The organism is Caulobacter sp. GW821-FHT09B11 (assembly GCF_059418205.1).
Map to the genome: position 1 here is coordinate 88,690 of NZ_JBWKPK010000005.1, position 23,183 is coordinate 111,872.

Below are 23,183 nucleotides of genomic sequence, written 5' to 3' on the forward strand. Positions count from 1 at the left end.
TGGATCTAAAGCTATTTTTTCTTGAACGGATTGAAGCCGGGCGGCAGGCCGCCCAGGCCGGAGAGCGGGTTGGCCCCGCCCCCGAGGCCCGGCAGACCGGGCAGCCCCGAAAGGCCTTGGCCTCCCGTCGCGTTGGGATCGGCCGCGGGCGCCTTGCCGCCGCCGAGGGATTTCAAACGAGCCATGTCGCCGCCGCCGAGCATGCCGGCCATGCGGGCCAGGCCCTTGCCGCCGTCCTTGCTCATCGACTTGAACATGTCGGCCATCTGGCGGTGCTGCTTGAGCAGGCGATTGACCTCGGCCACGTCGACGCCGGCGCCGGCCGCGATGCGGCGCTTGCGCGAGGCGGCCAGCACGTCGGGCTTCTTGCGCTCCAGCTTGGTCATCGAGCTGATGATCGCCTGCTGGCGGCGGAAGATGCTGTCGTCGATGCCGCTGTCGGCGATCTGCTTCTTGACCTTCTGGACGCCCGGCAGGAGGCCCATGATGCCTTCCATGCCGCCCATCTTCTGCATCTGCGAGAGCTGGGCCGACAGGTCGTTGAGGTCGAACTGGCCCTTGGCCAGCTTCTTGGCCATGCGCTCGGCTTCGGCCGCGTCGAGGTCGGCGGCGGCCTTCTCGACCAGCGCGACGACGTCGCCCTGGCCCAGGATCCGGCCGGCGACACGGCGGGCGTCGAAGACGTCGAGCTGGTCGATCTTCTCGCCGGCGCCGAGGAACTTGATCGGCAGGCCGGTGACGTGGCGCATCGACAGCGCAGCGCCGCCGCGGCCGTCGCCGTCGGCGCGGGTCAGGATCAGGCCGGTCAGCGGCAGGCGCTCGTGGAAGGCCTTGGCCGTGCGCACGGCGTCCTGGCCGGTCAGGCTGTCGGCGACCAGCAGGGTCTCGGACGGATTGGCGATGCGGGCGATTTCCGCCGCTTCGCTCATCATCGCCTCGTCCAGCGTGGTGCGGCCGGCGGTGTCGAGGATCAGGACGTCGTAGCCGCTGAGGCGGGCGGCCGTCATGGCGCGCTTGGCGATGTCCGTGGCGCTCTGGCCGGCGACGATCGGCAGGCTTTCGACGCCGACCTGCTGGGCCAGGGTCGCCAGCTGCTCCATGGCCGCCGGGCGGCGGGTGTCGAGCGAGGCGACCAGCACCTTCTTGCGCTCGGTCTTGGAGAGACGCAGCGCCAGCTTGCCGGTGGTGGTGGTCTTGCCCGAGCCCTGCAGGCCGGCCATCAGGATGATGGTCGGCGGGTTCAGCGCCAGGTTCAGGCCGGTGGGGACTTCCCCGCCCAGCATGTCGACCAGGCCGTCATAGACGATCTTGACCACCTGGTCGGCCGGCTTGACCGACCGGATGACGGCTTCGCCGCCGGCGCTTTCCTTGGCCTTGGCGATGAAGTCCTTGACCACCGGCAGGGCGACGTCGGCTTCCAGCAGGGCGACGCGGACTTCGCGCAGGGCTTCGTCGATGTCCTTTTCGGACAGCACGCCGCGACCGCCGAGGCGGTCGAAGACCCCTGAAAGTCGCTCTGTAAGGCCGTCGAACATCTCGAACCTTCAAACCCAAACCAAAGACCAAACGCGATCAGCCCCCGTGGACGATAACGTCGACGGGGGTCCTCGCCGTCCTCGTCCGCATGGGATCCCGGGCTACCGGGGCGGGGTCGTGACGGTGGAGGCGCTGCTGATGAAGCGCCGGAAGTGGGCGCTTATGCCGGGCGGCTGTGGAAAATGCAAGGATTTCGAGTCGCTTGCGGGGCTGCGGCCGGGAAGACACGGTGCGGCCGGAACCGCTCCGACAAGGAAGGCCGAGCCTTTGCCTTTCCGCCTGCGGAGGATTATGGGCTTCATTGAACGCGTTCGACGGGATGCGGTCAGGGATTGGGGTCCCGTTTCTTCTGGTTTGATCGCAAGGACTCCATGTCGACCAAGCGCCTGACCGCCGTGATGGCGGTCGCCCTCGCCCTGCCCGCCAGCGCCCTGGCTCAAGCCCTGCCCTACAAGGACATCGAAGCCCCCTCGACCTGGGAGGTCGATGTCGGCGGCGGTCCCGTCTATGGCTTCAGCCCCGGCGGCAAGGACCCGCACAAGACCAACTTCACCCTCTGGGGCAGCGCCACCTGGAAGGACAAGGTCTACGCCAACGGCCTCGACGGCCTGGGCTACAACGTCGTCAAGCAGGACGACCTGCGCGCCGGCGTGCAGCTGCGCCCGCGCTGGGGCGGTCCGGACGACACCTCGAGCGGCATCGAGAGCCCCGACACCGGCGCGGACCTGGCGCTCTACGCCTATAAGCGCACCTGGAAGGACTGGGTGGTCGGCGGCCGTATCGGCCGCGACGTCACCGGCGTCTCCGACGGCTGGGATTTCTGGGGCTCGGTCTCGCGCCAGGACATCACGCCCGTGGGCCTGCTGCAGTCGATGCTCTACGCCCGCGGCGGCGACAAGAACACCAACCGCACCTTCTACGGCGTGTCGGCCAAGGACGTGGCCGCCGTGCCCAGCCTGACGACGTATGATCCCAAGGCCGGCCTGAACCAGGTGGGCGTCGCCTTCCTGATGATGACCCCGATCGGCGACAAGTACGCGATCGGCACCTTCGCCAACTACGAACGCATCCTGGGCGAGGCCGCCGACAGCCCGCTGACCGAGCGCTACGGCCAGCAGGACGAATACCGCGGCGGCCTGATCGTCGTGCGGCGGTTCATCGGGCGGTAGGCGGCGCAACGCGCCCCTCTCACTCCCGTCATTCCCGCCCTTGTGGCGGGAACCCCTCTGTCAGCCGCAAGGGCGAATGGGGCGGCGTGCGGAGCACGCCGCTTCAGCCTCACGTGCGGAAGGAACCAGGGTTTCCCGCCACAAGGGCGGGAATGACGGGAGGATGGAGAGGCTAGTTCGGCGACGTCACCGTCGCGCCCTGGGCCTTCAGCCGGTCGAGCACGCCGTTGCTGGGCAGCAGGAACGCCAGGTCCACCACCGCCACCGTCACCCCCGGCCGCTCCAGGGCCTCCGACAGCGCCTTGGCCGACTGGCCGATCTGGTCGTCGAGCAGGCCCGCCCCGCCCGGCGCGCGCAGCAGGCAGCGCTGGGCGGCGCTGGACGAGTAGCGGGCGCGGACGGCCGCGATGTCGCCGTCGGCCCAGTCGCGGCCCAGGGTCTGCGAGCGGGGGGCCTCGTAGTCGATCTCGTTCAGCGCGTCCTTCAGGCAGGCCAGGTTGGCCTCGTCCGACAGCTTGCCGGCGCTGGAGAGCACCGGGCCCAGGCGATACTGGCTCATCGCCTTGATCTTGACGCCCTTGGCCTTGGCCATGCGCTCGATGGTGCTGACCGGCTTGGCCTCCGACAGGCCCGCGGCCTGGCGGAAGTCCGACAGCACCAGGAAGCCCGCCACGGCCGGCTTCCAGTCCTTGTAGGGCACGGCGGTGCGGCGGGCCTGGGTGCGGGCGTTGATGAACCGGGCCTTCACGTCGGGCGGCAGGCGGTCCTCCAGCTTCTTGCCGAAGCCCTGGCGCACCCCGCCCCCGCCGGTCAGCACGAACTTGGTGATCTGCATCGGCCCCACCGAGGCCTCGGGCGGCACCAGCACCAGGCTGGCCTGGTCTAGGGCGCGGTTGAGGCGCGGGCTGTCCCACTTCAGCTGGTGCGGCAGCGGCGCGGCCGAGCCGAGCACATAGAGCTTGGCCCCGTTCTTCTCGACCAGCCACAGGGCCGGGCCCGGCGGCCGGGCCACGACCAGCAGTTCCTCGACCACCGCGCTGCCGGGATCGGTCGGCTGCAGCTCGACGGTGGGCGAAGGGGGCGGCGTCTGGGCCAGGGCCGGAACCGAAACGGCGAAGGCGAGCGCGGCGACGGCGGCGATGCGGGCGGTCTTCGAGGCCATGCGTCGTTCTCCTGCGTAGGCTCGCAGACATAATGCACGTCGGCGGATGGCGAAACGGGGGCCTGAAGGGGGCCCGTCTTGCGCGAAGCGGCCGACGCATGGCTGTCTGCCTGCGCTGTTCGGCGATCCTGGAGGGGGAAACATGCGCGGATTGATGAGCGCGGCCTGCATGGCCGCGGTGCTGGCCGGGGCGATCATGTCGCCGGCCCTGGCCCAGACGACGGCTCCGGCCGCCGCGCCCTCCCCCGCCACGACGGCGCTGAAGACCCTGATCGACGAGCACTGGGCCTGGTGGCTGAAGGGCTCGCCGCTGCAAGCCACCCTGCTGGGCGTGCGGACCTATGACGACCAGCTGGACGATCCGTCCCTGGCCTTCGCCGACCGCCGCGCCGCCGAGGCCGCCGCCTTCCTCAAGCGTCTCGACGCCATTCCCGACGCCGGTCTTTCCCGGCCCGACCGCGTCAACAAGGCGATCCTGCACCGCATGCTGAGCGAACAGGTCGAGGGCAACGCCTTCGGCCAGCGCACCATGCTGTTCTCCAGCATCGGCAGCTGGCACCAGTATTTCGCCGCCCTGCCCGACATGCTGCCGTTCTTCACCAGGGCCGACTACGACAGCTACCTGACCCGGCTCGACCGCTATCCGGCCTACAACAAGGCCTCGATCGAGACGGTCCGCGACGGGCTGAACAAGGGCTATGTCCAGCCGTGCGAGCCGATGAAGGCCTTCGGGGCGACGATCACCGCCTCGATCGCCAAGGATCCGGAGGCTTCGGCCTTCTACAAGCCGTTCAAGGCCAAGAAGCCCTCGACCATCAGCGACGCCGACTGGGCGGCCATGCAGGCCCGGGCCAAGGCCGCGATCACGGCCAAGATCAATCCCGCCTACCAGGCGCTGTCGGACTTCTACGAGAAGGACTACGCGCCCAGGTGCCGGACCAGCATCGGCGCCTCGGCCCTGCCGCAAGGCGCGGCCTGGTACGCCTACCAGGTGCGGGTGATGACCACGACGACCCGGACGCCCGACGAGATCCACCAGCTGGGCCTGTCGGAAGTGGCCCGCATCCGCGCCGAGATGGACGAGGTGGCCCGCAAGAGCGGCATCGCGCCAGACCGCAAGGCCTTCATCGAGAAGCTGCGCACCGACCCCAAGTACTACGCCAAGACGCCGGGCGAGCTGATGCGCGAGGCGACGTTCCTGGCCAAGACCATCGACGGCTGGATGCCCAAGCTGTTCGGAACCCTGCCCCGCCTGCCCTACACCGTGCGCGAGATCCCGGCCGAGATCGCCGAGGGCAACACCACCGCCTATTACAACGCCGGCTTCGCCAGCACCGGCGCGCCGGGGGTCTATTTCGTCAACACCACGCACCTGGACCAGCGGCCGCTCTACGAGATGCCGGCCCTGACGGTGCACGAGGCCGTGCCCGGCCATCACCACCAGATCTCGCTGCAGCAGGAGCTGGACCTGCCGGAGTTCCGCAAGAACGCGGCCTTCTTCACCGGCTTCGTAGAGGGCTGGGGCCTTTATTCCGAGCGCCTGGGCATCGAGATGGGCCTCTACGACACCCCCGAGAAGGACATGGGCCGCCTGTCCTACGAGATGTGGCGCGCCTGCCGGCTGGTGGTCGACACCGGCATCCATTCCAAGGGCTGGACCCGCGACCAGGCCATCGCCTTCATGCTCGACAACACGGCCCTGACGCGCACCAACATCGAGGCCGAGGTCGACCGCTACATCACCTGGCCCGGCCAGGCCCTGGCCTACAAGCTGGGCGAGCTGAAGATCCGCGAGCTGCGGGCGCGGGCCGAGACGGTCCTGGGCCCGAAGTTCGACATCCGCGGCTTCCACGACGCGGTGCTCAAGAACGGCGCCGTGCCGCTGGACGTGCTGGAGACGCAGGTGGACGCCTGGATCGCGGAGAAGAAGGCGGCCTGACCCCCTCTCCCCTTGTGGGAGAGGGTGGCCTCGCGGAGCGAGGTCGGGTGAGGGGTCTCTCAGAAATCAACACTGCGTGCAGCGGTCAGGCCGGGTAAGGCGTCGCAGATCTGAGAAACCCCTCATCCGACGGCTTCGCCGCCACCTTCTCCCGCAAGGGGAGAAAGAAACATATGCGGCGCCGCACAATGACGCGGCGGAAGCGGCTTGATTTTTGGACGAAGTCGTCCATTTATCCCGCGACGCGTCCGCCAGGCGAACATTCGCCCCGTCCGGACGCCCTCCTCTCTTGCAGGATCAGGCCATGGCCGAGGCGAAGAAGAAGAAGCTGGTTCCGATGCTGATCGCCGGCGTCGCCGGCGCGGCCATCCTGGTCGGCGGCGTGTTCTGGTACATCGACAAGCAGCGCTTCGAGAGCACCGACAACGCCTTCGTCCAGGCCGACACCGTCTCGGTCAGTCCTCAAGTCACCGGCTACATCGTCCAGGTCCTGGTCGCCGACAACCAACGGGTCGAGGCCGGCCAGGTGCTGGCCAAGATCGATCCCTCGACCTTCCAGGCCAAGCTGGACCAGGCGATCGCCAACGCCGCCGCGCTCGACGCCGCCATCAAGGGCGTCGACGACAAGGCCATTCTCGAGCAGGCCCTGATCCAGCAGCGCCAGGCCGGCGTGAGCAGCGCCCAGGCCGACGCCGGCCGGGCCCGCGCCGACGTCGAGCGCTACGACGCCCTGGCCAGGCAGGGCTGGGTGTCGCAGCAGAAGGTGCAGACCGAACGCGCCGGCGCCAAGCAGTCGGACGCCGCCGTCGCCAGCGCCCAGGCCGCCCTCGAGGCCGAGCGCCGCACCGCCGGCGCGCTGGGCTCGGCCCGCGCCCAGACCATCGCCCAGGCCGCCGCCGCCCACGCCGCCGTCGACCAGGCCCGCATCGACCTGGAGCGCACCGTGATCCGCGCCCCCGCCGCCGGCGTGGTCGGCGCCCGCAGCGTGCGCCCGGGCCAGCTGGTGCAGCCGGGCACGTCGCTGATGTCGGTGGTGCCGCTGGGCCAGAGCTTCGTGGTCGCCAACTTCAAGGAAACCCAGGTCTCGCGCCTGCGCATCGGCCAGCCGGTCGAGATCAAGGCCGACGCCTTCGGCAAGCAGAAGATCGTCGGCAAGGTCGACAGCTTCGCCCCGGCCACCGGCCAGGAGTTCGCTCTGATCCCGGTCGAGAACGCCGTCGGCAACTTCACCAAGATCACCCAGCGCCTGCCGGTGAAGATCGTCGTCGACCGCAGCCAGCTGGGCGCGGCCCTGCGTCCGGGCCTGTCGGTCGAGGTCAAGGTCGACGTCCGCGACAGCTCCGGCGCCTCGTTCGCCGACGCGGCCCAGGGCCCGCAGGTCGCCCGCCAGGACGCCCCGGCCCCCGCTTCGGCCCAGAACCGCTAAGGCCGCGCCGTCGTGACCGACGCCGCCCTCCCCGCCTCCGCCAGGCCCGCACCGGCCAAGCCGGAAGTCGACTGGACCAAGCTGTTCCTCGGCTTCGGGGCCATGGTCATCGGCCAGTTCATGGCCATCCTCGACATCCAGATCGTGGCCGCCTCGCTGCCGCAGATCCAGGCCGGCGTCGGGGCCAGCGCCGACCAGGTCAGCTGGATCCAGACCGCCTACCTGATCCCCGAGGTCGTGATGATCCCGCTGTCGGGATATCTGTCGCGGCTGTGGGGAACCCAGCGCCTCTACATGGCCTCGTGCCTGGGCTTCATCGTCATGAGCGTGGCGACGGGCCTGTCGTCGTCGATCGACATGATGATCCTGACGCGGGCCCTGCAGGGCTTCATCGGCGGGGCGATGATCCCGACGGTGTTCGCCGTGGCCTTCACCGCCTTCCCGCCCGAACGCCGGATCACCGCCAGCGTCATCATGGGCCTGATCGTCACCCTGGCCCCGACCGTCGGCCCCACCCTGGGCGGCCACCTGACCGAGTGGCTTTCCTGGCGCTGGCTGTTCTTCATCAACGTCCCGCCCGGGATCCTGGTGCTGTTCGCCGTGGCCCGCTGGGGCGACTTCGACAAGGGCGACCCCAGCCTCGCCAAGGGCTTCGACTGGACGGGCCTGGCCGTCATGGCCGCCTTCCTGATGAGCATGCAGTACGTGCTGGAGGAAGGCGCCAAGGAGAACTGGTTCGACGACGACCTGATCCTGGGCCTGACCGTCGTGGCCGTGACCACCGGCGTGGTCTTCATCTGGCGGCAGCTGTCCTACAAGAACCCGATCGTCGAGCTTCGGGCCTTCGCCAACCGCAACTTCAGCATCGGCGTGCTGATGACCGCGATCTCGGGCGCCAGCCTGTTCGGCGGCACCTTCCTGCTGCCGCAGTTCCTCAGCCGCGTGCGGGGCTATTCGGCCTCGGAAGTGGGCACGACCATGGTCGTCTCGGGCCTGTCGATGTTCGCCACCGGCCCGATCGCCGGCCGCATCGTGCGCAAGGTCGATCCCCGCATCCCCATGTGCATCGGCTTCCTGCTGGCGGGCTGGGGCATGTACATGGCCCACGGCGTGACCAAAAACTGGGGTTTCTGGGAATTCGCCGGGGTCCAGGCTTGTCGCGGCGTCGGGGTCATGATCGCGATGATCGCCACCCAGCAGATCACGATGAGCACCCTGCCCCAGCACATGGTCAAGAACGCCTCCGGCCTCGTGAACCTGGCGCGCAACACCGGCGGCGCCATCGGTCTGGCCCTGCTGGCCACCAGCATCACCCAACAGACCGCCCTCTACTTCAACGACATGTCGTCGAAGGTGATGGCCGGCGGCGAGACCTCGACCATGATGGCCGGCCTGGCCGCGCGCATGCAGCAGCTGGGCGTCACCGATCCCGATGGCGCGGCGCGCAAGGCGATCGGCCAGATGCTGAACCAGCAGGCCACCGTGCTGGCCTTCGGCGACAGCTTCACCCTGCTGGCCTACGGCTGCTTCGTCGCCGCCGTGGTCAGCCTGCTGGCGGCCCCGCCCAAGGTGCTGCCGCCGCCGCCTTCGGACGCCCACTGATGCCCAGGATCGCCGGACAGATCGACGTCGCCAAGACCGAAGCCATCCTCGACGCCGCCGTCGAGGTGATCGGCCAGCGCGGCCTTTCCGCCCCCATGGAGGAGATCGCCCGCCGCGCGGGGGTCTCCAAGCAGACGGTCTACAACCACTACGGCTCCAAGGCCGAGCTGGTGAAGGCGCTGATGGCCCGCCGCGTCGCGCGCATAACGGCGCCGCTGCACGAGCCGGGCGCCGTGGACAATCCGCAGGAGGCCCTGGAGGCCTTCGCCCGCTCGATGCTGGAGACGGTGATCACCACCAACGGCTATTCGGTGCTGCGGGTGATCATCCAGGGCGCGGGCGAGATGCCCGACGTCGCCAACGAGGTGTTCGAGGCCGGCCCCCGCCAGGCCCGCCGCCAGCTGGCCGTGTTCCTCGAGACCGAGACGAAGCTCGGCCGCCTGGCCGTCGATGATCCCGAACAGGCCGCCGAGTTCTTCGCCGGCATGGTGCTGGGTCACAGCCAGCTGCGCGCCCTGCTCCGCCTGCCGTCGGACCGCACCCCCGCCCAGTTCGACGCCCAGGCCGCCGCCGCCGCGGCGCGGTTCATGCGGGCCTACGCGCCTTAGCTATCGCCGCATCCAAGCGGGTATGTCCTGCCTGGTGTGAAACACGCGCCAGACCTCGATTTGATCGGACTGCTCGACGTAGAGCACCAGGTACGGATAGCGCCTGAGCGGCCACGTCCGAAGACCGGGCCACTTCAGTTCGTGGGCGTAGCGTGGCGATCCAGCCGCCGGACGAGCGGCAATGGTTCGGTAGGCGTTCTGCAGGGCATCAACGAAACCGACGGCGACGGACGATCCCGCTTCCCGCAAATACCATTCGAACGCCGCGTTGATATCGGCTCTGGCCTTAACGGTGGGGACGACCGGTTTGGCGGTCACTGGCCTTTATGGCCCTGGCGCGCAGTTCATCGAAATAGGCATCATCGGCGGGTGGTCCGAGAGGCGATTGAGCGCCTTCAAGCACCTTTGCTCTGAGGGTCTCGCGATCCTGCTCGCGACGGATCAGTTCGCGCACATAGTCCGCCTCGCCGTCATAGCCTTGAGCGGCGGTCTGCTCCTCGACAAAGGCCTGGAGCATTTCGGGTAGAGCGATGTTCAGCGTGCTCATGCATGCACGCTAACACTGTCGACGCCCATGAAAAAGCCCGGCGGATCGCTCCGCCGGGCTCCTTCGTCAGCGAGAACCGAAGGGGATCAGCCCTCGGCTTCGTCGGGCATGCCCATCATGTGGAAGCCGGCGTCGACGTGGACGACTTCGCCCGTGGTCGAGCGGCCCAGGTCCGAGACCAGCCACAGGGCGGCGCCGGCGACGCCTTCCATCGAGGTGTCTTCCTTCATGGCGCTGAAGGCCCGGCCCTGGGCGATCATGCCGCGGCCGCCGGCGATGCCGGCCAGCGCGAGCGTGCGCATGGCGCCGGCCGAGATGGCGTTGCAGCGGATGCCCTTGGGACCCAGGTCGCGGGCGATGTAGCGGGTCGCCGCTTCCAGGGCGGCCTTGGCCACGCCCATGGTGTTGTAGTTCGGGATGGTCCGCTCCGACCCGAGGTAGGTCATGGTGATCAGCGAGCCGCCGTTCGGCATGATCCTGGCGGCGCGCTTGGCCACGTCGACGAAGCTGAAGGCCGAGATGTTCATCGCCGTGAGGAAGCCCTCGCGGGTGGTGTTGTCGACGAACGAGCCCTTCAGCTCGTCCTTGTTGGCGAAGGCCACCGAGTGCACGACGAAGTCGATCGTGCCGAACTTCTCTTCGATGGCGGCGAAGGCCGCGTCCATCGAGGCGTCGTCGGTGACGTCGGCCGGGATCAGGGTGTTGACGCCGATGCTCTCGGCCAGCGGGCGCACGCGGCGCTCCAGCGCTTCGCCCTGATAGGTGAAGGCCATCTCGGCGCCCTGGGCGGCCAGCTGGCTGGCGATGCCCCAGGCGATCGAGTTGTGGTTGGCCACGCCCATGACGAGGCCCTTCTTGCCCGCCATCAGCTCGCCCTTGGGGAATGCGTAGTCGTCGGCCATAGCTCGGCTCTCCTGGTATCCTTGACCCGCTAGCTAGCAGGACAGGCCGCGCGGCGGAACCCCGGGGAAACGTGAGGTCAGGCGGTATAGACCGACCGCCGCAGCGCTTCGGCGAGCGCGATGGCGATCGTCTTGGGGCCGAGCCCGACCCGCTTTCCGTCCCGCCGCGGCCAGACCCAGCCGCCGGTTTTCAGGTTCGGAGGCAGGCGCACGTGGAAACGGCCCTCCTCGGGACGCGAGTACATCGGCGTGTAGTAGAGGCAGTTCTCGAAATAATAGTGCGTCACCAGCGACCGGCGCGTGGCGCCCGCGCGGCTGATCGCCGTGCCGCCGTGAGCGACGTTGGCGGTCCACACCAGGGCCTGGCCTTTCTTCAGCAGGGCCAGGCGCGGCGGCGTCTCGAACTGGCGGCCGAAGGCGGGCACATAGTGCGTCTCGTAGTCGCCCGGCGCCGGATCGCGGTCGACCACCCCGGCCTCGCGCATGCCGAACACCGGCCGCTTGTGGCTGCCCGGGTGATAGAACAGCGGACCCGCATCGACGGCCACGTCCTCGAGCGCGAACCAGACGCCGCACATGAACCGCTGCGGCTCGCTGTGGAAGTGCACCGCGTCGGCGTGGGCGTGCTGCTCGCTGCCGACGATGAAGTTCAGGGTCTGGAACGGGAAGGGGCGGCGGCCATAGGCCAGGGCCAGCATCTTCTCGACGATCGGCAGGTTCGAGAGGTCCCGCACCGCCGCCGATCGGCGCCAAGCGTCCTGGGCCCGGCGCGCGCCGCCGGCGAAATACTTCTCGGTCTCGGCCACGGCCCGGTCGCACAGGGCCAGGCTCTCGGGGCCGAGATCCAGCACCGCGACCCCGTCGCGATGCAGGTCGGTGACGAACCGGCGTCCGGCCTCGTCGGCGCCCACCTGCGCCAGATAGGTTTCGACGTCCTCGGTCTCGACCCAAGGCGTCGGCGCCTGTTTCGCGTTACGCATGATAACTCGCCGCCCCACAACCAAGTCGGTCATAGCTTGGCGGCGGCCTGGGGATCAACCGGTCGGCGAAACGAAGACGCCGTTTCCACCCACGAAACGTGTTCGCGTGGCCGTACCACGCCCTCAGAAGCGCGGCGTGCGCCGGGTCAGGCGGTGGACGATCGCCGCGGCCAGCTGCTTGGCGGGGATGGCCACGCGACGGCCCGCGCGGCGCGGCCAGCGCCAGCCGCCTGTGGCGATGTCGGCCGGCAGGCGGCGGGCCTGGCGGTCGGCCGTCGACAGCATCGGCGTGTAGTAGACGCAGTCGTCGAAATAGTAGTGCAGCACCAGCGAGCGCCGCGTGGAGTCCGGGTCGAGCATCTTCGAGCCGCCATGGGCCAGATTGGCCGCCCACACCGCGATCTGGCCCTTCTTCAGCATGGCCAGGCTGGGCTGGAAGCCGGCCTCGTCGAGCTGGCGCAGGATCGCCGGGCCATAGAGGTCGTTGTAGTTGGCCGAGGTCGTCTGGCCGTCGGCCGCGCCCGCCTGCGCCATGGTCAGCACCGGCAGGCGATGGCTGCCCGGATAGTAGACCAGCGGTCCGGCCTCGGGCCGCACGTCCTCCAACGCCAGCCAGACGCCGCACATGAAGCCGCCCGGCTCGGCGTGGAAATGCAGGGTGTCGGCGTGGACGTCCTGCTGGCTGCCGCGGTGGAAGTTCAGGCTCTGGAACGGAAAGGGCCTGCGGCCGTAGGCCAGGGCCAGGCGGGCGAGGATCTCTGGATGGGTCGCGACCCGGCGGATGGCCTCGGACCGTCGCCAGGCGTCATGCACCCGCGCCGCGCCGGCCTCGAAATGGTGGGCGGTCTCGGCGTCGATGCGATCGCAGAGATCCAGCAGCTCATCGCCTAGGTCGATGATCGCCAGGCCGTCGCGGGCCAGGTCGCGGGCGAAGGCCTTGTGCGCCTCGGGCGCGTCGGCCTGGGCCAGGCGATCCTCCAGGCCCTCGGACTCGATCCAAGGCGTGGAAGCCTTCGGCGCCGCCGCGCCCGCTACGCGAGATGTCATGTGAAGCACGCCCTGAAACCTCAGGACACTCAATCGACGATCGACCAGATCCGGTCAAGCATCGCGGCGCGCGAAGCGTGGAAGTCGAGATGGTGGTCCTGGCCGCCGGCCGCGCCCAGCAGCGCCGGATCGACCACGCCGGCCGGTCCGAGCAGGGGGGAAAGGTCGTCCTCGAAGGCGAAGCCCTCGGCCTGAGCGGCCTGGCGCAGGCGCTCGCCGGCGCGGACGTGCAGGGCCGTGCGCCGCGCGAGGTCGGGGATTTCCAGCCCCGCCAGGGCCTCGGCCAGGCCGGCCCCGCCGGCAGGCCCGTGCAGGTCGACGATGTGGGCGTTGAGATAGCCGGTCCGCCAGGCGGCGTCCGACAGGGTAGGGGGAAACAGCGACATCACCCGCACGCGGGCGCGGTCGGCGGCCGGCGTCGCCTCGGCCAGGAAGCCGACATAGCGGGCGACCGTCTCGTCGACGAAGGCGTCGAAGCCGGCCTCGTCGAAGGCCCGCTCGCCGGCGGCCAGGCGCTTGAAGGTGTGGACGAACTCGACGTCGACCTGGCCGAACTTCAGCAGGATCGGCAGGTCCTCGACGGCCAGCAGCCGGGCGAGGGCGGCGCGCACGCGCGGACCGGCCCCGGAGCGGCCGCCGTCACCGGCCAGGCCGCGCGCCGAGGCCCCGGTCTCCAGGGTCGCCAGGGGGGCCAGCCAGCGGCCGCCGCGCGATCCGCGGCGCACCAGCATGCGCGAATGGCTGTCGCCCAGCACGGCGTAGGGGCGGGCGCCCAGGGCGCGCAGCGCGGGCAGGCGGGTTTCGAAGGCCGCGCCGGGTCCGCCGGCGGCCAGGCCGGTCAGCGTCCAGACGCCGTCCAGCTTGCGATTGGGCGGCGCGCGGCCCAGCAGGGCCAGGGCCGCGGCCGCCGGGCCGGCCGGAACCGACGGCGACCACAGCAGATCCGCGCCGCGCCGGATCGTGTCCAGAAACGCGGCGCGGGCCAGGTCAGTCGACCTGGCCGAAGATCAGCGTGCCGTTGGTGCCGCCGAAGCCGAAGCTGTTGGACATCACCGCGTCGAGCGGCTTGTCCGACCGCTCGCGCAGGATCGGCAGGTCGGCGAACTCGGGGTCGAGGTTCTCGATGTGGGCGCTCTCGGCGGCGAAGCCGTTCTTGAGCATCAGGATCGAGTAGATCGCTTCCTGGGCGCCGGCCGCGCCGAGGCTGTGGCCGGTCAGCGACTTGGTCGACGAGATCAGCGGGGCCTTGTCGCCAAACACCTCGCGCACCGCGCCCATCTCCTTGCTGTCGCCGACCGGCGTCGAAGTGCCGTGCGGGTTCAGGTAGTCGATGGTGCGGCCGCCGGTCTGGGCCATGGCCAGCTTCATGCAGCGGGCCGCGCCCTCGCCCGACGGGGCGACCATGTCGTAGCCGTCGGAATTGGCGGCGTAGCCGATCAGTTCGCCGTAGATCTTGGCCCCGCGCGCCTTGGCGTGCTCGTACTCCTCGAGCACCACGATGCCGGCGCCGCCGGCGATCACGAAGCCGTCGCGGTCCTTGTCGTAGGCGCGGCTGGCCACGGCGGGGCGGTCGTTGAAGTTGCTGCTCATGGCGCCCATGGCGTCGAACAGGTTCGACAGGGTCCAGTCCAGCTCCTCGCAGCCGCCGGCGAAGACGACGTCCTGCTTGCCCAGCTGGATCTGCTCGGCGCCCGCGCCGATGCAGTGGGCGCTGGTCGCGCAGGCCGAGCTGATCGAATAGTTGATCCCGCGGATCTTGAACCAGGTCGACAGCACCGCCGACGGACCCGAGCTCATGGCCTTGGGCACCGCGAACGGACCGATCCGCTTGGGACCGCGCTCCTTGGTCGTGGCCGCGGCCTCGACGATGACGCGGGTGGACGGACCGCCCGAACCGACGATCAGGCCGGTGCGCTCGTTGGAGACGTCGGCCTCCTCGAGGCCGGCGTCGGCGATCGCCTGCTCCATGGCGATGTGGGCGTAGGCCGTGCCGGGCGCGAGGAAACGCGCCGCCCGGCGATCGACCAGGCCTTCCCACTCGATCTGGGGCGCGGCGTGCACCTGGCAGCGGAAGCCCAGCTCGGCGTATTCCGGCGCGGCGATGACGCCAGACTTGGCTTCGCGCAGCGAAGCCAGCACCTCGTTGGCGTTGTTGCCGATGGACGAGACGACGCCCAGTCCCGTGACGACGACGCGACGCATATCAGTACCTCTTTCTCCCCGATCCGCCGGAGCCGGCTCCTTGCAGAACGGCCGGCTAGCCGGTTGGATCAACCCGCCATCTGTTCGGCCGTGAACAGGCCGACCTTGAGGTCCTTGGTTTCGTAGATGACCTTGCCGTCGGCTTCCAGCACGCCGTCGGCGATGCCCATGACCAACTTACGCATGATCACACGCTTCAGGTCGATCTTGTAGACCACCTTCTTGATGTCCGGCGTCACCTGGCCGGTGAACTTCACTTCGCCGACGCCAAGGGCGCGGCCGCGGCCGGGGGCCCCGGACCAGCCCAGGAAGAAGCCGACCAGCTGCCACAGGGCGTCCAGGCCCAGGCAGCCAGGCATGACGGGGTCGCCGATGAAGTGGCAGCCGAAGAACCAGAGGTCCGGATTGATGTCGAACTCGGCCTCGATATAGCCCTTGCCGTGCGCGCCGCCGTCGGCCTCGATGCGGACAATGCGATCGAACATCAGCATCGGCGGCACGGGCAGCTGGGCGTTGCCGGGTCCGAACAATTCGCCCCGGCCGCAGGCCAGGAGCTCTTCGAAGGTGTAGGCGCTCTTTTGCATGCGAACGCCCCTAGCACGGCGCCGGGGCGGGCCTCAATGTTACATTCGGCGACAATTGGTGAAGACCGCCCATTCAAGCGGCTCTTTTGGGGCGAAGATCGTCCGGGTCAGCGCCCTTCGGAACACTGCAGCGCCTCCTTGGCGCCCCAGAACTCGCCCTCTGGCGCCCAGCCCGAGGCCCCGTCGGCCTTCAGCTTGCACCAGCCCTTCTCGCACTTGTCGAGCGTGGCGATCGAGCGGCCGCGCAGATAGGCGCTGATACGCGACTCGGCCTTGGGCGAGGCGCGCAGGGGTAGGGGACTGTCCTGCACGCGAATGGCGGTGCGGCGGCCGTCGGTGGTGCGCTTGTGCACCCAGGCCAAGCCGCCCTCGGGATCGCAGATCCTGCGCCACTCGCGGGTTTCGGCCACCACCTGCACCGGCAGGCCCTTGGCCTTGTAGATCCACAGCAGGCGGTGCTGCTCGTCCGGACCCTGGCGCGCATTGACCTCGCCGTATTTCAGCACGACGTAGCGCGGCACCGGCAGGCCCGACGGGGTGGTGGTCGGCGGCTGGGCGAGCGCGGCGCCCGCCGCCAGCAGGGCGGCGACCGGGATCAGACCGCCCAAGCCGCGAAAACCACCAAGCGAACGATGTTTGCTTTTCACCGGCATGTTGCTTGGCCGCTTCCGGCCCCTTTGCTACAGATTTGGAACGCCCGTCAGGGAAGGCTTTTCAGACCGCCCATGCCCGTTCGCAAGCTCAAAGTCGTCGTCACGCGCAAGCTGCCCGATCCCGTCGAGACGCGGATGTGCGAGCTGTTCGACACAGAACTGAACCTGGCCGACAAGCCCCTGACGCCCGACGAGCTCGTCGACGCCATGGGACGAGCCGACGTGCTGGTGCCCACCATCACCGATCGGATCGACTCGCGCCTTCTGTCGCGATCCGGCGAACGGCTCAAGCTGATCGCCAATTTCGGGGCCGGGGTCGACAATATCGACGTCGCCACGGCCAACGCCCGCGGCATCATCGTCACCAACACCCCCGGCGTCCTGACCGAAGACACCGCCGACCTGACCATGACCCTGATCATGGCCGCAGCGCGCCGCGTGGTCGAGGGGGCCGAGGTGGTCAAGGCCGGCGACTTCCACGGCTGGTCGCCGACCTGGATGCTGGGCCGCCGCCTGTGGGGCAAGCGCCTGGGCATCGTCGGCATGGGTCGCATCGGCCAGGCCGTGGCCCGCCGCGCCAAGGCCTTCGGCATGCAGGTGCACTATCACAACCGCAAGCCCGTCAGCCCGCGCATCGCCGAGGAGCTGGGCTGCACCTACTGGGAAAGCCTCGACCAGATGCTGGCCCGGATGGACATCATCTCGATCAACTGCCCGCACACCCCGGCCACCTACCACCTGCTGTCGGCCCGTCGCCTGAAGCTGCTGCGGCCGCACGCCATCGTCGTCAACACCGCCCGCGGCGAGGTGATCGACGAAGGGGCCCTGGCCAACATGCTGGCGCGCGGCGAGATCGCCGGCGCGGGCCTGGACGTCTACGAGCACGAGCCGGCCATCAATCCCAAGCTGCTGAAGCTGCCCAACGTCGTGCTGCTGCCGCACATGGGCTCGGCGACGGTCGAGGGCCGCATCGACATGGGCGAGAAGGTCATCGTCAACGTGAAGACCTTCATGGACGGCCATCGCCCGCCGGACCGCGTGATCCCGGCCATGCTGTAGGCGAGAGCCTTCGGCGGCGGACAACTTGACCTTGTCCAAGGCCAAGCTTTAGCTAGACCCCTGTATCGGGGGTTCAGAGTTCGATGATTTCGCGTCGCGGCGTCGTGGGGGGCGCTTTTGGCGTGCCGGCTATCCTGTCGGCCTGGGGTTCGATGGCGGCGGAGTCCCCGCAGGGACCGCCCAGCCTGGACGAGCTGCTCAAGCCCTCGCGGGTGCGCAGCGCCGCCCTGTCGCCCAACGGCGAGAAGATCGCCCTGCTGGCGTTGCAGGACATCGACGGCAAGAAGATCGCCACCGTCACCTTCCTGAAGGCGGCCGATCCCGCCGACGGGCCCAAGACCATCCGCATCGGCTCGATCAATGTCGAGCGGATCGCCTGGGCCAACGACGAGCGGCTGCTGATCTGGATCAACAACAGCAACGCCGCCTCGTTCACCTCGACCGGCTCGCGGATCGGCGGCTCGTACGGCGGCCTTTCGGTGCGTCGGATCCTGGCGATCAATGTCGGCGGCGGCGACGAGGTCGTGCTGTTCGGCAACAAGCGCATCAAGCTGCGCGAGAACTTCGACCTCGGCTATGTCGTCGACATGCTGCGCGACGACCCGCGCCACGTGCTGATGGCGGTGTGGGAACTGACCCGCGACGCCCTGGGCGTCTACAAGGTCGATGTCTACACCGGCGAGGCCGAGCTGGTGGAGTACGGCGGCAGCTCCACCCGCGGCTGGGACGTGCAGGACGGCCGGCCGGTGCTGCGCTACGACTTCAACAGCCGCGGCTCGGTGCTGTCGCTGTTCGGCCGCCCGCCCGGCGACGACAAGTGGACCTTCATCCGCAAGATCCGTCGCAGCGAGTGGGAGAAGATGGACTTCGAGGTGCTGGGCGCCTCGCCAGAGCCGGGCGTCCTGCTGGTCGCCAACCGCCTGGAAGACGGCGAGGCCCGGATCCTGCGCAAGTTCGACCTGCGCACCTTGAGCTTCGGCGAGACCGTCTCCGAGCGCCTCGGCCGCGACCTGGAAGACGTGCTGGTCGACGAGAAGGGCCGCTTCGTCGGCGCCCGCTATACCGACGACCGCGTCGTCTATCAGTTCGCCGACCCGAAGATGAACGCCCACTACAAGGCGATGAACGCCTTCTTCGGCAACGAGGCCAACGTCTATCTGACCGGGGCCAGCGCGGACGGCCAGCGCCTGCTGGCCTATGTCTATGGGCCGCGCCTGCCCGGCTCGTTCTTCTTCTACGACAAGCAGGCCAAGCGCTTCGAGGCCCTGGGCGAGCGCCAGCCGTGGCTGACCGAGGCGCGCCTGGCGCCGATGGAGACGCTGGACGTCGCCACCCGCGACGGCGTCAAGCTGCGCGGCTACCTGACCCGGCCGCTGAAGCCCGGCCCGCATCCGCTGGTGGTGCTGCCGCACGGCGGGCCCGAGATCCGCGACAGCGTGGAGTTCGACCTCTTCGTCCAGAGCTTCGCGGCCCAGGGCTGGATGGTGCTGCAGGTCAATTTCCGCGGCTCGTCCGGCTATGGCCGCGCCTTCGTCGAGGCCGGCCGGCGACGCTGGGGCGACCGCATGCAGGAGGACATCGAGGACGCCGTCGAGCAGGTGGTCAAGGCCGGCGGCGTCGCCCCCGGCAAGATCGCCATCTGCGGCGCCAGCTACGGCGGCTATGCGGCCCTGATGGGCGCGGTGCGCAAGCCCGAGCTCTACAAGGCCGCCGTGTCGATCGCGGGCGTGTCGGACCTGCTCGACATGCTGGCCTATGAGCGCGAGGACGGCGACGACTCCCCGTCCTACAAGTACTGGGTCGAGACGATCGGCGACCCGGCCAAGGACAAGGCCATGCTGGAAGCCGCCTCGCCGGCCCGCAACGCCGCCAAGGTGGCCGTCCCGGTGCTGCTGATCCACGGCGCCGACGACGGCATCGTGCCGGCCCGGCAGTCGCGGATCATGGCCAAGGCGCTGCGCGACGCCGGCAAGACCGTGCAGCACGTCGAACTGCGCGACATCGGCCACCGCAACTGGGACGAAGCCGCCTTCAAGGCGGTGCTGAACCCCGCCATCGCCCACCTGAAGACGGCCTTCGCCTGAGGGACGATGGCCGAGATCTTGCCGCCCTATGCGCCGCAGCTGGGGCAGGCCGGGTCCGCGCCGATCCGCACCGTGCGGGTCTCGGCCGCCAGGGCGTCGTAGATCAAGAGGCGTCCTGACAGCGGCTGGCCCGCCCCGGCGATGATCTTCACCGCCTCCAGCGCCATCATCGAGCCGATCACCCCCGCCAGCGCCCCGACCACGCCGACCAGGGCGCAGGTCTCGGCGTCGGGCGGAACCTCGGGCACCAGGCAGCGATAGCAGGGCCGGCCGTGGAACACCCCGACCTGGCCGGTCCAGCGGCCCAGGGCCCCGCTGACCAGGGTCTTGCCCTCGGCCAGGCAGGCGTCGCTGACGGCGAAGCGGGTGGAAAAATCGTCGGCGCCGTCCAGCACGATGTCGTAGCCGCGGACGATCTCGCGGGCGTTGGCCGCGTCCAGCCAGACGGGGTGGGGGACAACCGTGACGTTCGGATTGAGCGCAGCCAGATGCTGGGCGGCGGCTTGGACCTTCAGCTTGCCGAGGTCAGTCTCGGCGTAGAGCACCTGCCGCTGCAGATTCGACAGCGACACCGTGTCGGCATCGATCAAACCGATCGTGCCAACGCCGGCGGCGGCCAGGTAGAGGGCCGCGGGCGCGCCCAGGCCCCCGGCGCCGACCAGCAGCACCCTGGCCGCCTTCAACCTTTGTTGCCCCGGCCCGCCGATCTCGCGCAGCACCAGGTGGCGGGCGTAGCGCTCGACTTCGCGTTCCGAAAAGCTCATGGCGCTTGACCCTCCAGGCCGGCCTCGCCACATGCGAAGCCATGCAAAGCTCGAACTCGTTCCCCGACTGGCACGGCACCACCATTCTCGCGGTGCGCAAGAACGGCCAGACCGTGATCGCCGGCGACGGACAGGTCTCCATGGGGCCAACCGTCGTCAAGGGCAACGCCCGCAAGGTGCGCCGCCTGGCCGGAGGCGCGGTCGTCGCCGGCTTCGCCGGGGCCACGGCCGACGCCTTCACCCTGATCGAGCGGCTGGAAGCCAAGCTCGAGCAATATCCCAACCAGCTGGCCCGGGCCTGCGTAGACCTGGCCAAGGACTGGCGCACCGACCGCTACCTGCGCCGTCTGGAAGCCATGCTGCTGGTGGCCGACAAGGACGCCATCTACACCGTCACGGGCGTCGGCGACGTGCTGGAGCCCGGCGAAAGCCCCGGCGGCGGCGCGGTGGCGGCCATCGGCTCGGGCGGCAACTACGCGCTCGCGGCGGCAAAGGCGCTGATCGACCAGGACCTGACGGCGGAAGAGATCGCCCGGCGCGCAATGGCCATCGCCGCCGAGATCTGCGTCTACACCAACGGCAACCTGACGGTGGAAGGGCTGTAGCTTCCTCACCTCCGTCATCCCGGAAAGCGCGCAGCGCTTATCCGGGACCCAGGGGACCGGGTTCGACGACAGGGTTGACCGCCTCTGTGGGCTGCCGGCGCAATGCGAGCCGCCCCTGGGTCCCGGCTCTTCGCTTCGCTACGGCCGGGATGACGGATTAAGGTGCGCAGGAGGCCCTGACCATGCTCAAGCTGTTGCCGCCCGCCCTGATCGCCATCACCTTGGCCACCCCCGCGTTCGCCCAGGAGATCTCCGCCGCCCCGGTCGAGGCCGCCGAGCGCGCCTTCGCCGCCGACGGCCTGGCGCTGGGGATCGGGGGCTCGTTCCTGAAACACATGGCCGACGACGCCATCGTCTTCGCCCCCGGCCCGGTGAACGCCCGCGAGTTCTACGAGAAACGTCCGGGGACAAACGAGCCCAAGCTCTTCTGGTGGCCGCAGAAGGTGGTCATCGCCCGCTCCGGCGACCTTGGCCTGTCGCTGGGTCCCTGGAGCATCGACGACAAGCGCGGCGGCTACTACGCCACGATCTGGCGCAAGGGCGCGGACGGGTTGTGGAAGTGGGTCTATGACGGCGGGGCGCAGGCCGATCCCGGCAAGGCCCCCGGTCCGGACGCCGCCGCCCAGGTCGGCCCGCTGGCGCCCGCCGGTGCGCAATCCCAGGCCAAGGGCTTCGAAGAGGCCCGCGCCGCCGAAGCCGCCCTGGCCGCCGCCGCCGCGACCAACGCTCCGGCCGCCTACAAGGCCGCTCTGACGGACGACGCCTGGCTGCTCGGCCCGAAAGAGACCAAGGCCTTGGCCGGAAACGATCTTTCAGCCCGCCTGGCCCTGCGTCCGGCCGCCATCGCGCTGCGCCCGCAAGGCGGTGGCGCGTCCGCCGCCGGCGACTTCGTCTGGACCCACGGCGAAGCCAGTTGGAGCGGACCGGATAACAAACCCGTGGCGGCGCACTATATGCACGTCTGGCAAAGGCGCGCCGAAGGTTGGCGCCTGATCTTCGAGACCCTGATCAACGACACATGACCGAGTTCTCCCCCCGCGAAATCGTCTCCGAACTGGATCGCTTCATCGTCGGCCACGCCGAGGCCAAGCGCGCCGTCGCCGTGGCCCTGCGCAACCGCTGGCGCCGCCGCCGCACGCCGGCCGACCTGCAGGACGAGATCACCCCCAAGAACATCCTGCTTATCGGCCCCACGGGCGTCGGTAAGACCGAGATCGCCCGGCGCCTCGCCCGCCTGGCCCAGGCGCCGTTCCTGAAGGTCGAGGCCACCAAGTTCACCGAGGTCGGCTATGTCGGCCGCGACGTCGACCAGATTGTCCGTGACCTGGTGGAAAGCGCCCTGGGCATGGTCCGCGACAAGCGGCGAGCCGGCGTGAAGGCCAAGGCCGAAGCGGCCGCCGAGGATCGCATCCTCGACTCTCTCACAGGTCCCGGCGCCGGCGCCGCCCGCGACAGCTTCCGCAAGAAGCTGCGGGCCGGCGAGCTGGACGACAAGGAGATCGAGCTGCAGCTGCCCGACAGCGGCGGCGGCGGCATGTTCGAGATCCCCGGCCAGCCGGGCGCCTCGGTGCTGAACCTGTCTGAGATGATGAAGTCGTTCGGCGGCGGTCGCACCAAGACCCACAAGACCACGGTCTCGGGCGCCTGGGCCCCGCTGATCGCCGAGGAGAGCGACAAGCTGCTCGACCAGGAAGCCCTCACCCAGGAAGCCCTGGCCCTGGCCGAGAACCACGGCATCGTCTTCCTCGACGAGATCGACAAGGTGGCCAGCAGCTCGCAGCGCTCGGGCGCCGACGTCAGCCGCGAAGGCGTGCAGCGCGACCTGCTGCCGCTGATCGAGGGCACGACGGTGTCGACCAAGTACGGGCCGGTGAAGACCGACCACATCCTGTTCATCGCCTCGGGCGCATTCCACGTGGCCAAGCCCAGCGACCTGCTGCCCGAGCTTCAGGGCCGCCTGCCGATCCGCGTGGAGCTGAAGGGCCTGACCCGCGACGACCTGCGCCGCATCCTCACCGAACCGGAAGCCAACCTGCTGCGCCAGCACCAGGCGCTGATGGCCACCGAAGGCCTGACGCTGGTCTTCACCGACGAGGCCATCGACGCCCTGGCCGACGCGGCCGTGGCCGTCAACGGCTCGGTCGAGAACATCGGCGCCAGGCGTTTGCAGACGATCCTGGAAAAGGTGGTCGAGGAGATCAGCTTCTCGGCGGCGGATCGCGGCGGCGAGACCGTGACCATCGACGCGGCCTATGTGAAGGAACGCGTCGGCGCCCTAGCGGCGAACGCGGATCTCAGCCGGTATATTCTCTAG

Annotated in this window: 22 protein-coding genes; 10 read left to right on the forward strand and 12 right to left on the reverse strand. The window is 69.4% G+C overall.

Features of this window, described 5'->3' with window-relative positions; translation table 11 throughout:
• Positions 1–11 precede the first annotated feature (11 nt).
• Positions 12–1,535, reverse strand: coding sequence for a signal recognition particle protein (gene ffh / locus AC07N1_RS05020; RefSeq protein ID WP_494670807.1), 1,524 nt, complete (start codon positions 1,533–1,535; stop codon positions 12–14).
• 372 nt (positions 1,536–1,907) lie between these two features.
• Between ffh and AC07N1_RS05025 the strand changes: the two genes are divergently transcribed.
• Entirely contained in the window at positions 1,908–2,705 is a 798-nt protein-coding gene (locus AC07N1_RS05025) for a MipA/OmpV family protein (RefSeq protein WP_494670808.1), read from the forward strand.
• A gap of 172 nt (positions 2,706–2,877) precedes the next feature.
• Here the strand turns inward: AC07N1_RS05025 and AC07N1_RS05030 are convergent, their stop codons facing one another.
• A complete protein-coding gene (locus AC07N1_RS05030) occupies positions 2,878–3,867 on the reverse strand; it encodes a TraB/GumN family protein (protein WP_494670809.1) in 990 nt (329 codons plus the stop codon).
• Between the two features lie 142 nt (positions 3,868–4,009).
• Between AC07N1_RS05030 and AC07N1_RS05035 the strand changes: the two genes are divergently transcribed.
• From AC07N1_RS05035 to AC07N1_RS05050, 4 genes are all read left to right on the forward strand, one after another.
• Entirely contained in the window at positions 4,010–5,806 is a 1,797-nt protein-coding gene (locus tag AC07N1_RS05035) for a DUF885 domain-containing protein (RefSeq protein WP_494670810.1), read from the forward strand.
• Between the two features lie 304 nt (positions 5,807–6,110).
• On the forward strand, positions 6,111–7,232 hold the full coding sequence (locus tag AC07N1_RS05040; protein ID WP_494670811.1) for an HlyD family secretion protein: 1,122 nt from the start codon (positions 6,111–6,113) through the stop codon (positions 7,230–7,232).
• Between the two features lie 12 nt (positions 7,233–7,244).
• Positions 7,245–8,834, forward strand: a complete 1,590-nt coding sequence (locus tag AC07N1_RS05045; protein WP_494670812.1) for a DHA2 family efflux MFS transporter permease subunit — start codon at positions 7,245–7,247, stop codon at positions 8,832–8,834.
• Positions 8,834–9,442: a TetR/AcrR family transcriptional regulator gene (locus tag AC07N1_RS05050; RefSeq protein WP_494670813.1), complete on the forward strand. Its 609-nt coding sequence runs from the start codon at positions 8,834–8,836 to the stop codon at positions 9,440–9,442. Before AC07N1_RS05045 ends, AC07N1_RS05050 begins: the two co-directional genes overlap by 1 nt.
• Here the strand turns inward: AC07N1_RS05050 and AC07N1_RS05055 are convergent, their stop codons facing one another.
• From AC07N1_RS05055 to AC07N1_RS05095, 9 genes are all read right to left on the reverse strand, one after another.
• The gene (locus tag AC07N1_RS05055; protein ID WP_494670814.1) at positions 9,443–9,760 is read right to left on the reverse strand and encodes a type II toxin-antitoxin system RelE/ParE family toxin; all 318 of its coding nucleotides are present in this window, start codon (positions 9,758–9,760) and stop codon (positions 9,443–9,445) included.
• Positions 9,729–9,989, reverse strand: coding sequence for a ribbon-helix-helix domain-containing protein (locus AC07N1_RS05060; RefSeq protein WP_494670815.1), 261 nt, complete (start codon positions 9,987–9,989; stop codon positions 9,729–9,731). Before AC07N1_RS05060 ends, AC07N1_RS05055 begins: the two co-directional genes overlap by 32 nt.
• An 86-nt stretch (positions 9,990–10,075) precedes the next feature.
• Positions 10,076–10,891 (reverse strand): enoyl-ACP reductase FabI, encoded by an 816-nt coding sequence (locus AC07N1_RS05065; RefSeq protein WP_494670816.1) that lies wholly within the window; start codon positions 10,889–10,891, stop codon positions 10,076–10,078.
• Positions 10,892–10,968: 77 nt separating this feature from the next.
• Positions 10,969–11,871 (reverse strand): phytanoyl-CoA dioxygenase family protein, encoded by a 903-nt coding sequence (locus AC07N1_RS05070; RefSeq protein ID WP_494670817.1) that lies wholly within the window; start codon positions 11,869–11,871, stop codon positions 10,969–10,971.
• A gap of 123 nt (positions 11,872–11,994) precedes the next feature.
• The gene (locus AC07N1_RS05075; RefSeq protein ID WP_494670818.1) at positions 11,995–12,918 is read right to left on the reverse strand and encodes a phytanoyl-CoA dioxygenase family protein; all 924 of its coding nucleotides are present in this window, start codon (positions 12,916–12,918) and stop codon (positions 11,995–11,997) included.
• Positions 12,919–12,947: 29 nt separating this feature from the next.
• Positions 12,948–13,673 (reverse strand): hypothetical protein, encoded by a 726-nt coding sequence (locus AC07N1_RS05080; RefSeq protein ID WP_494670819.1) that lies wholly within the window; start codon positions 13,671–13,673, stop codon positions 12,948–12,950.
• Positions 13,674–13,905: 232 nt separating this feature from the next.
• Positions 13,906–15,120 carry a beta-ketoacyl-ACP synthase I gene (gene fabB, locus AC07N1_RS05085; RefSeq protein ID WP_494670820.1) on the reverse strand — a complete coding sequence of 405 codons (1,215 nt, stop codon included), beginning with the start codon at positions 15,118–15,120 and terminating at the stop codon, positions 13,906–13,908.
• Positions 15,121–15,188: 68 nt separating this feature from the next.
• Complete coding sequence (gene fabA, locus AC07N1_RS05090) at positions 15,189–15,704, reverse strand: 3-hydroxyacyl-[acyl-carrier-protein] dehydratase FabA (RefSeq protein ID WP_110119995.1); 516 nt, start codon at positions 15,702–15,704, stop codon at positions 15,189–15,191.
• Positions 15,705–15,811: 107 nt separating this feature from the next.
• Complete coding sequence (locus tag AC07N1_RS05095) at positions 15,812–16,357, reverse strand: SH3 domain-containing protein (RefSeq protein WP_494670821.1); 546 nt, start codon at positions 16,355–16,357, stop codon at positions 15,812–15,814.
• Positions 16,358–16,429: 72 nt separating this feature from the next.
• On the opposite strand from AC07N1_RS05095, the gene AC07N1_RS05100 reads away from it, so the two are divergent.
• Positions 16,430–17,416 (forward strand): 2-hydroxyacid dehydrogenase, encoded by a 987-nt coding sequence (locus AC07N1_RS05100; RefSeq protein WP_494670822.1) that lies wholly within the window; start codon positions 16,430–16,432, stop codon positions 17,414–17,416.
• A 122-nt stretch (positions 17,417–17,538) separates the two neighbouring features.
• Entirely contained in the window at positions 17,539–19,500 is a 1,962-nt protein-coding gene (locus tag AC07N1_RS05105; RefSeq protein ID WP_494670823.1) for an alpha/beta hydrolase family protein, read from the forward strand.
• 26 nt (positions 19,501–19,526) lie between these two features.
• Here AC07N1_RS05105 and AC07N1_RS05110 read toward each other — a convergent pair whose 3' ends face one another.
• The gene (locus AC07N1_RS05110; RefSeq protein WP_494670824.1) at positions 19,527–20,264 is read right to left on the reverse strand and encodes a HesA/MoeB/ThiF family protein; all 738 of its coding nucleotides are present in this window, start codon (positions 20,262–20,264) and stop codon (positions 19,527–19,529) included.
• 5 nt (positions 20,265–20,269) lie between these two features.
• On the opposite strand from AC07N1_RS05110, the gene hslV reads away from it, so the two are divergent.
• From hslV to hslU, 3 genes are all read left to right on the forward strand, one after another.
• Positions 20,270–20,869: an ATP-dependent protease subunit HslV gene (gene hslV / locus AC07N1_RS05115; RefSeq protein ID WP_161934963.1), complete on the forward strand. Its 600-nt coding sequence runs from the start codon at positions 20,270–20,272 to the stop codon at positions 20,867–20,869.
• Positions 20,870–21,051: 182 nt separating this feature from the next.
• A complete protein-coding gene (locus AC07N1_RS05120; RefSeq protein WP_494670825.1) occupies positions 21,052–21,891 on the forward strand; it encodes a DUF4440 domain-containing protein in 840 nt (279 codons plus the stop codon).
• Positions 21,888–23,183 (forward strand): ATP-dependent protease ATPase subunit HslU, encoded by a 1,296-nt coding sequence (gene hslU / locus AC07N1_RS05125; protein WP_494670826.1) that lies wholly within the window; start codon positions 21,888–21,890, stop codon positions 23,181–23,183. Before AC07N1_RS05120 ends, hslU begins: the two co-directional genes overlap by 4 nt.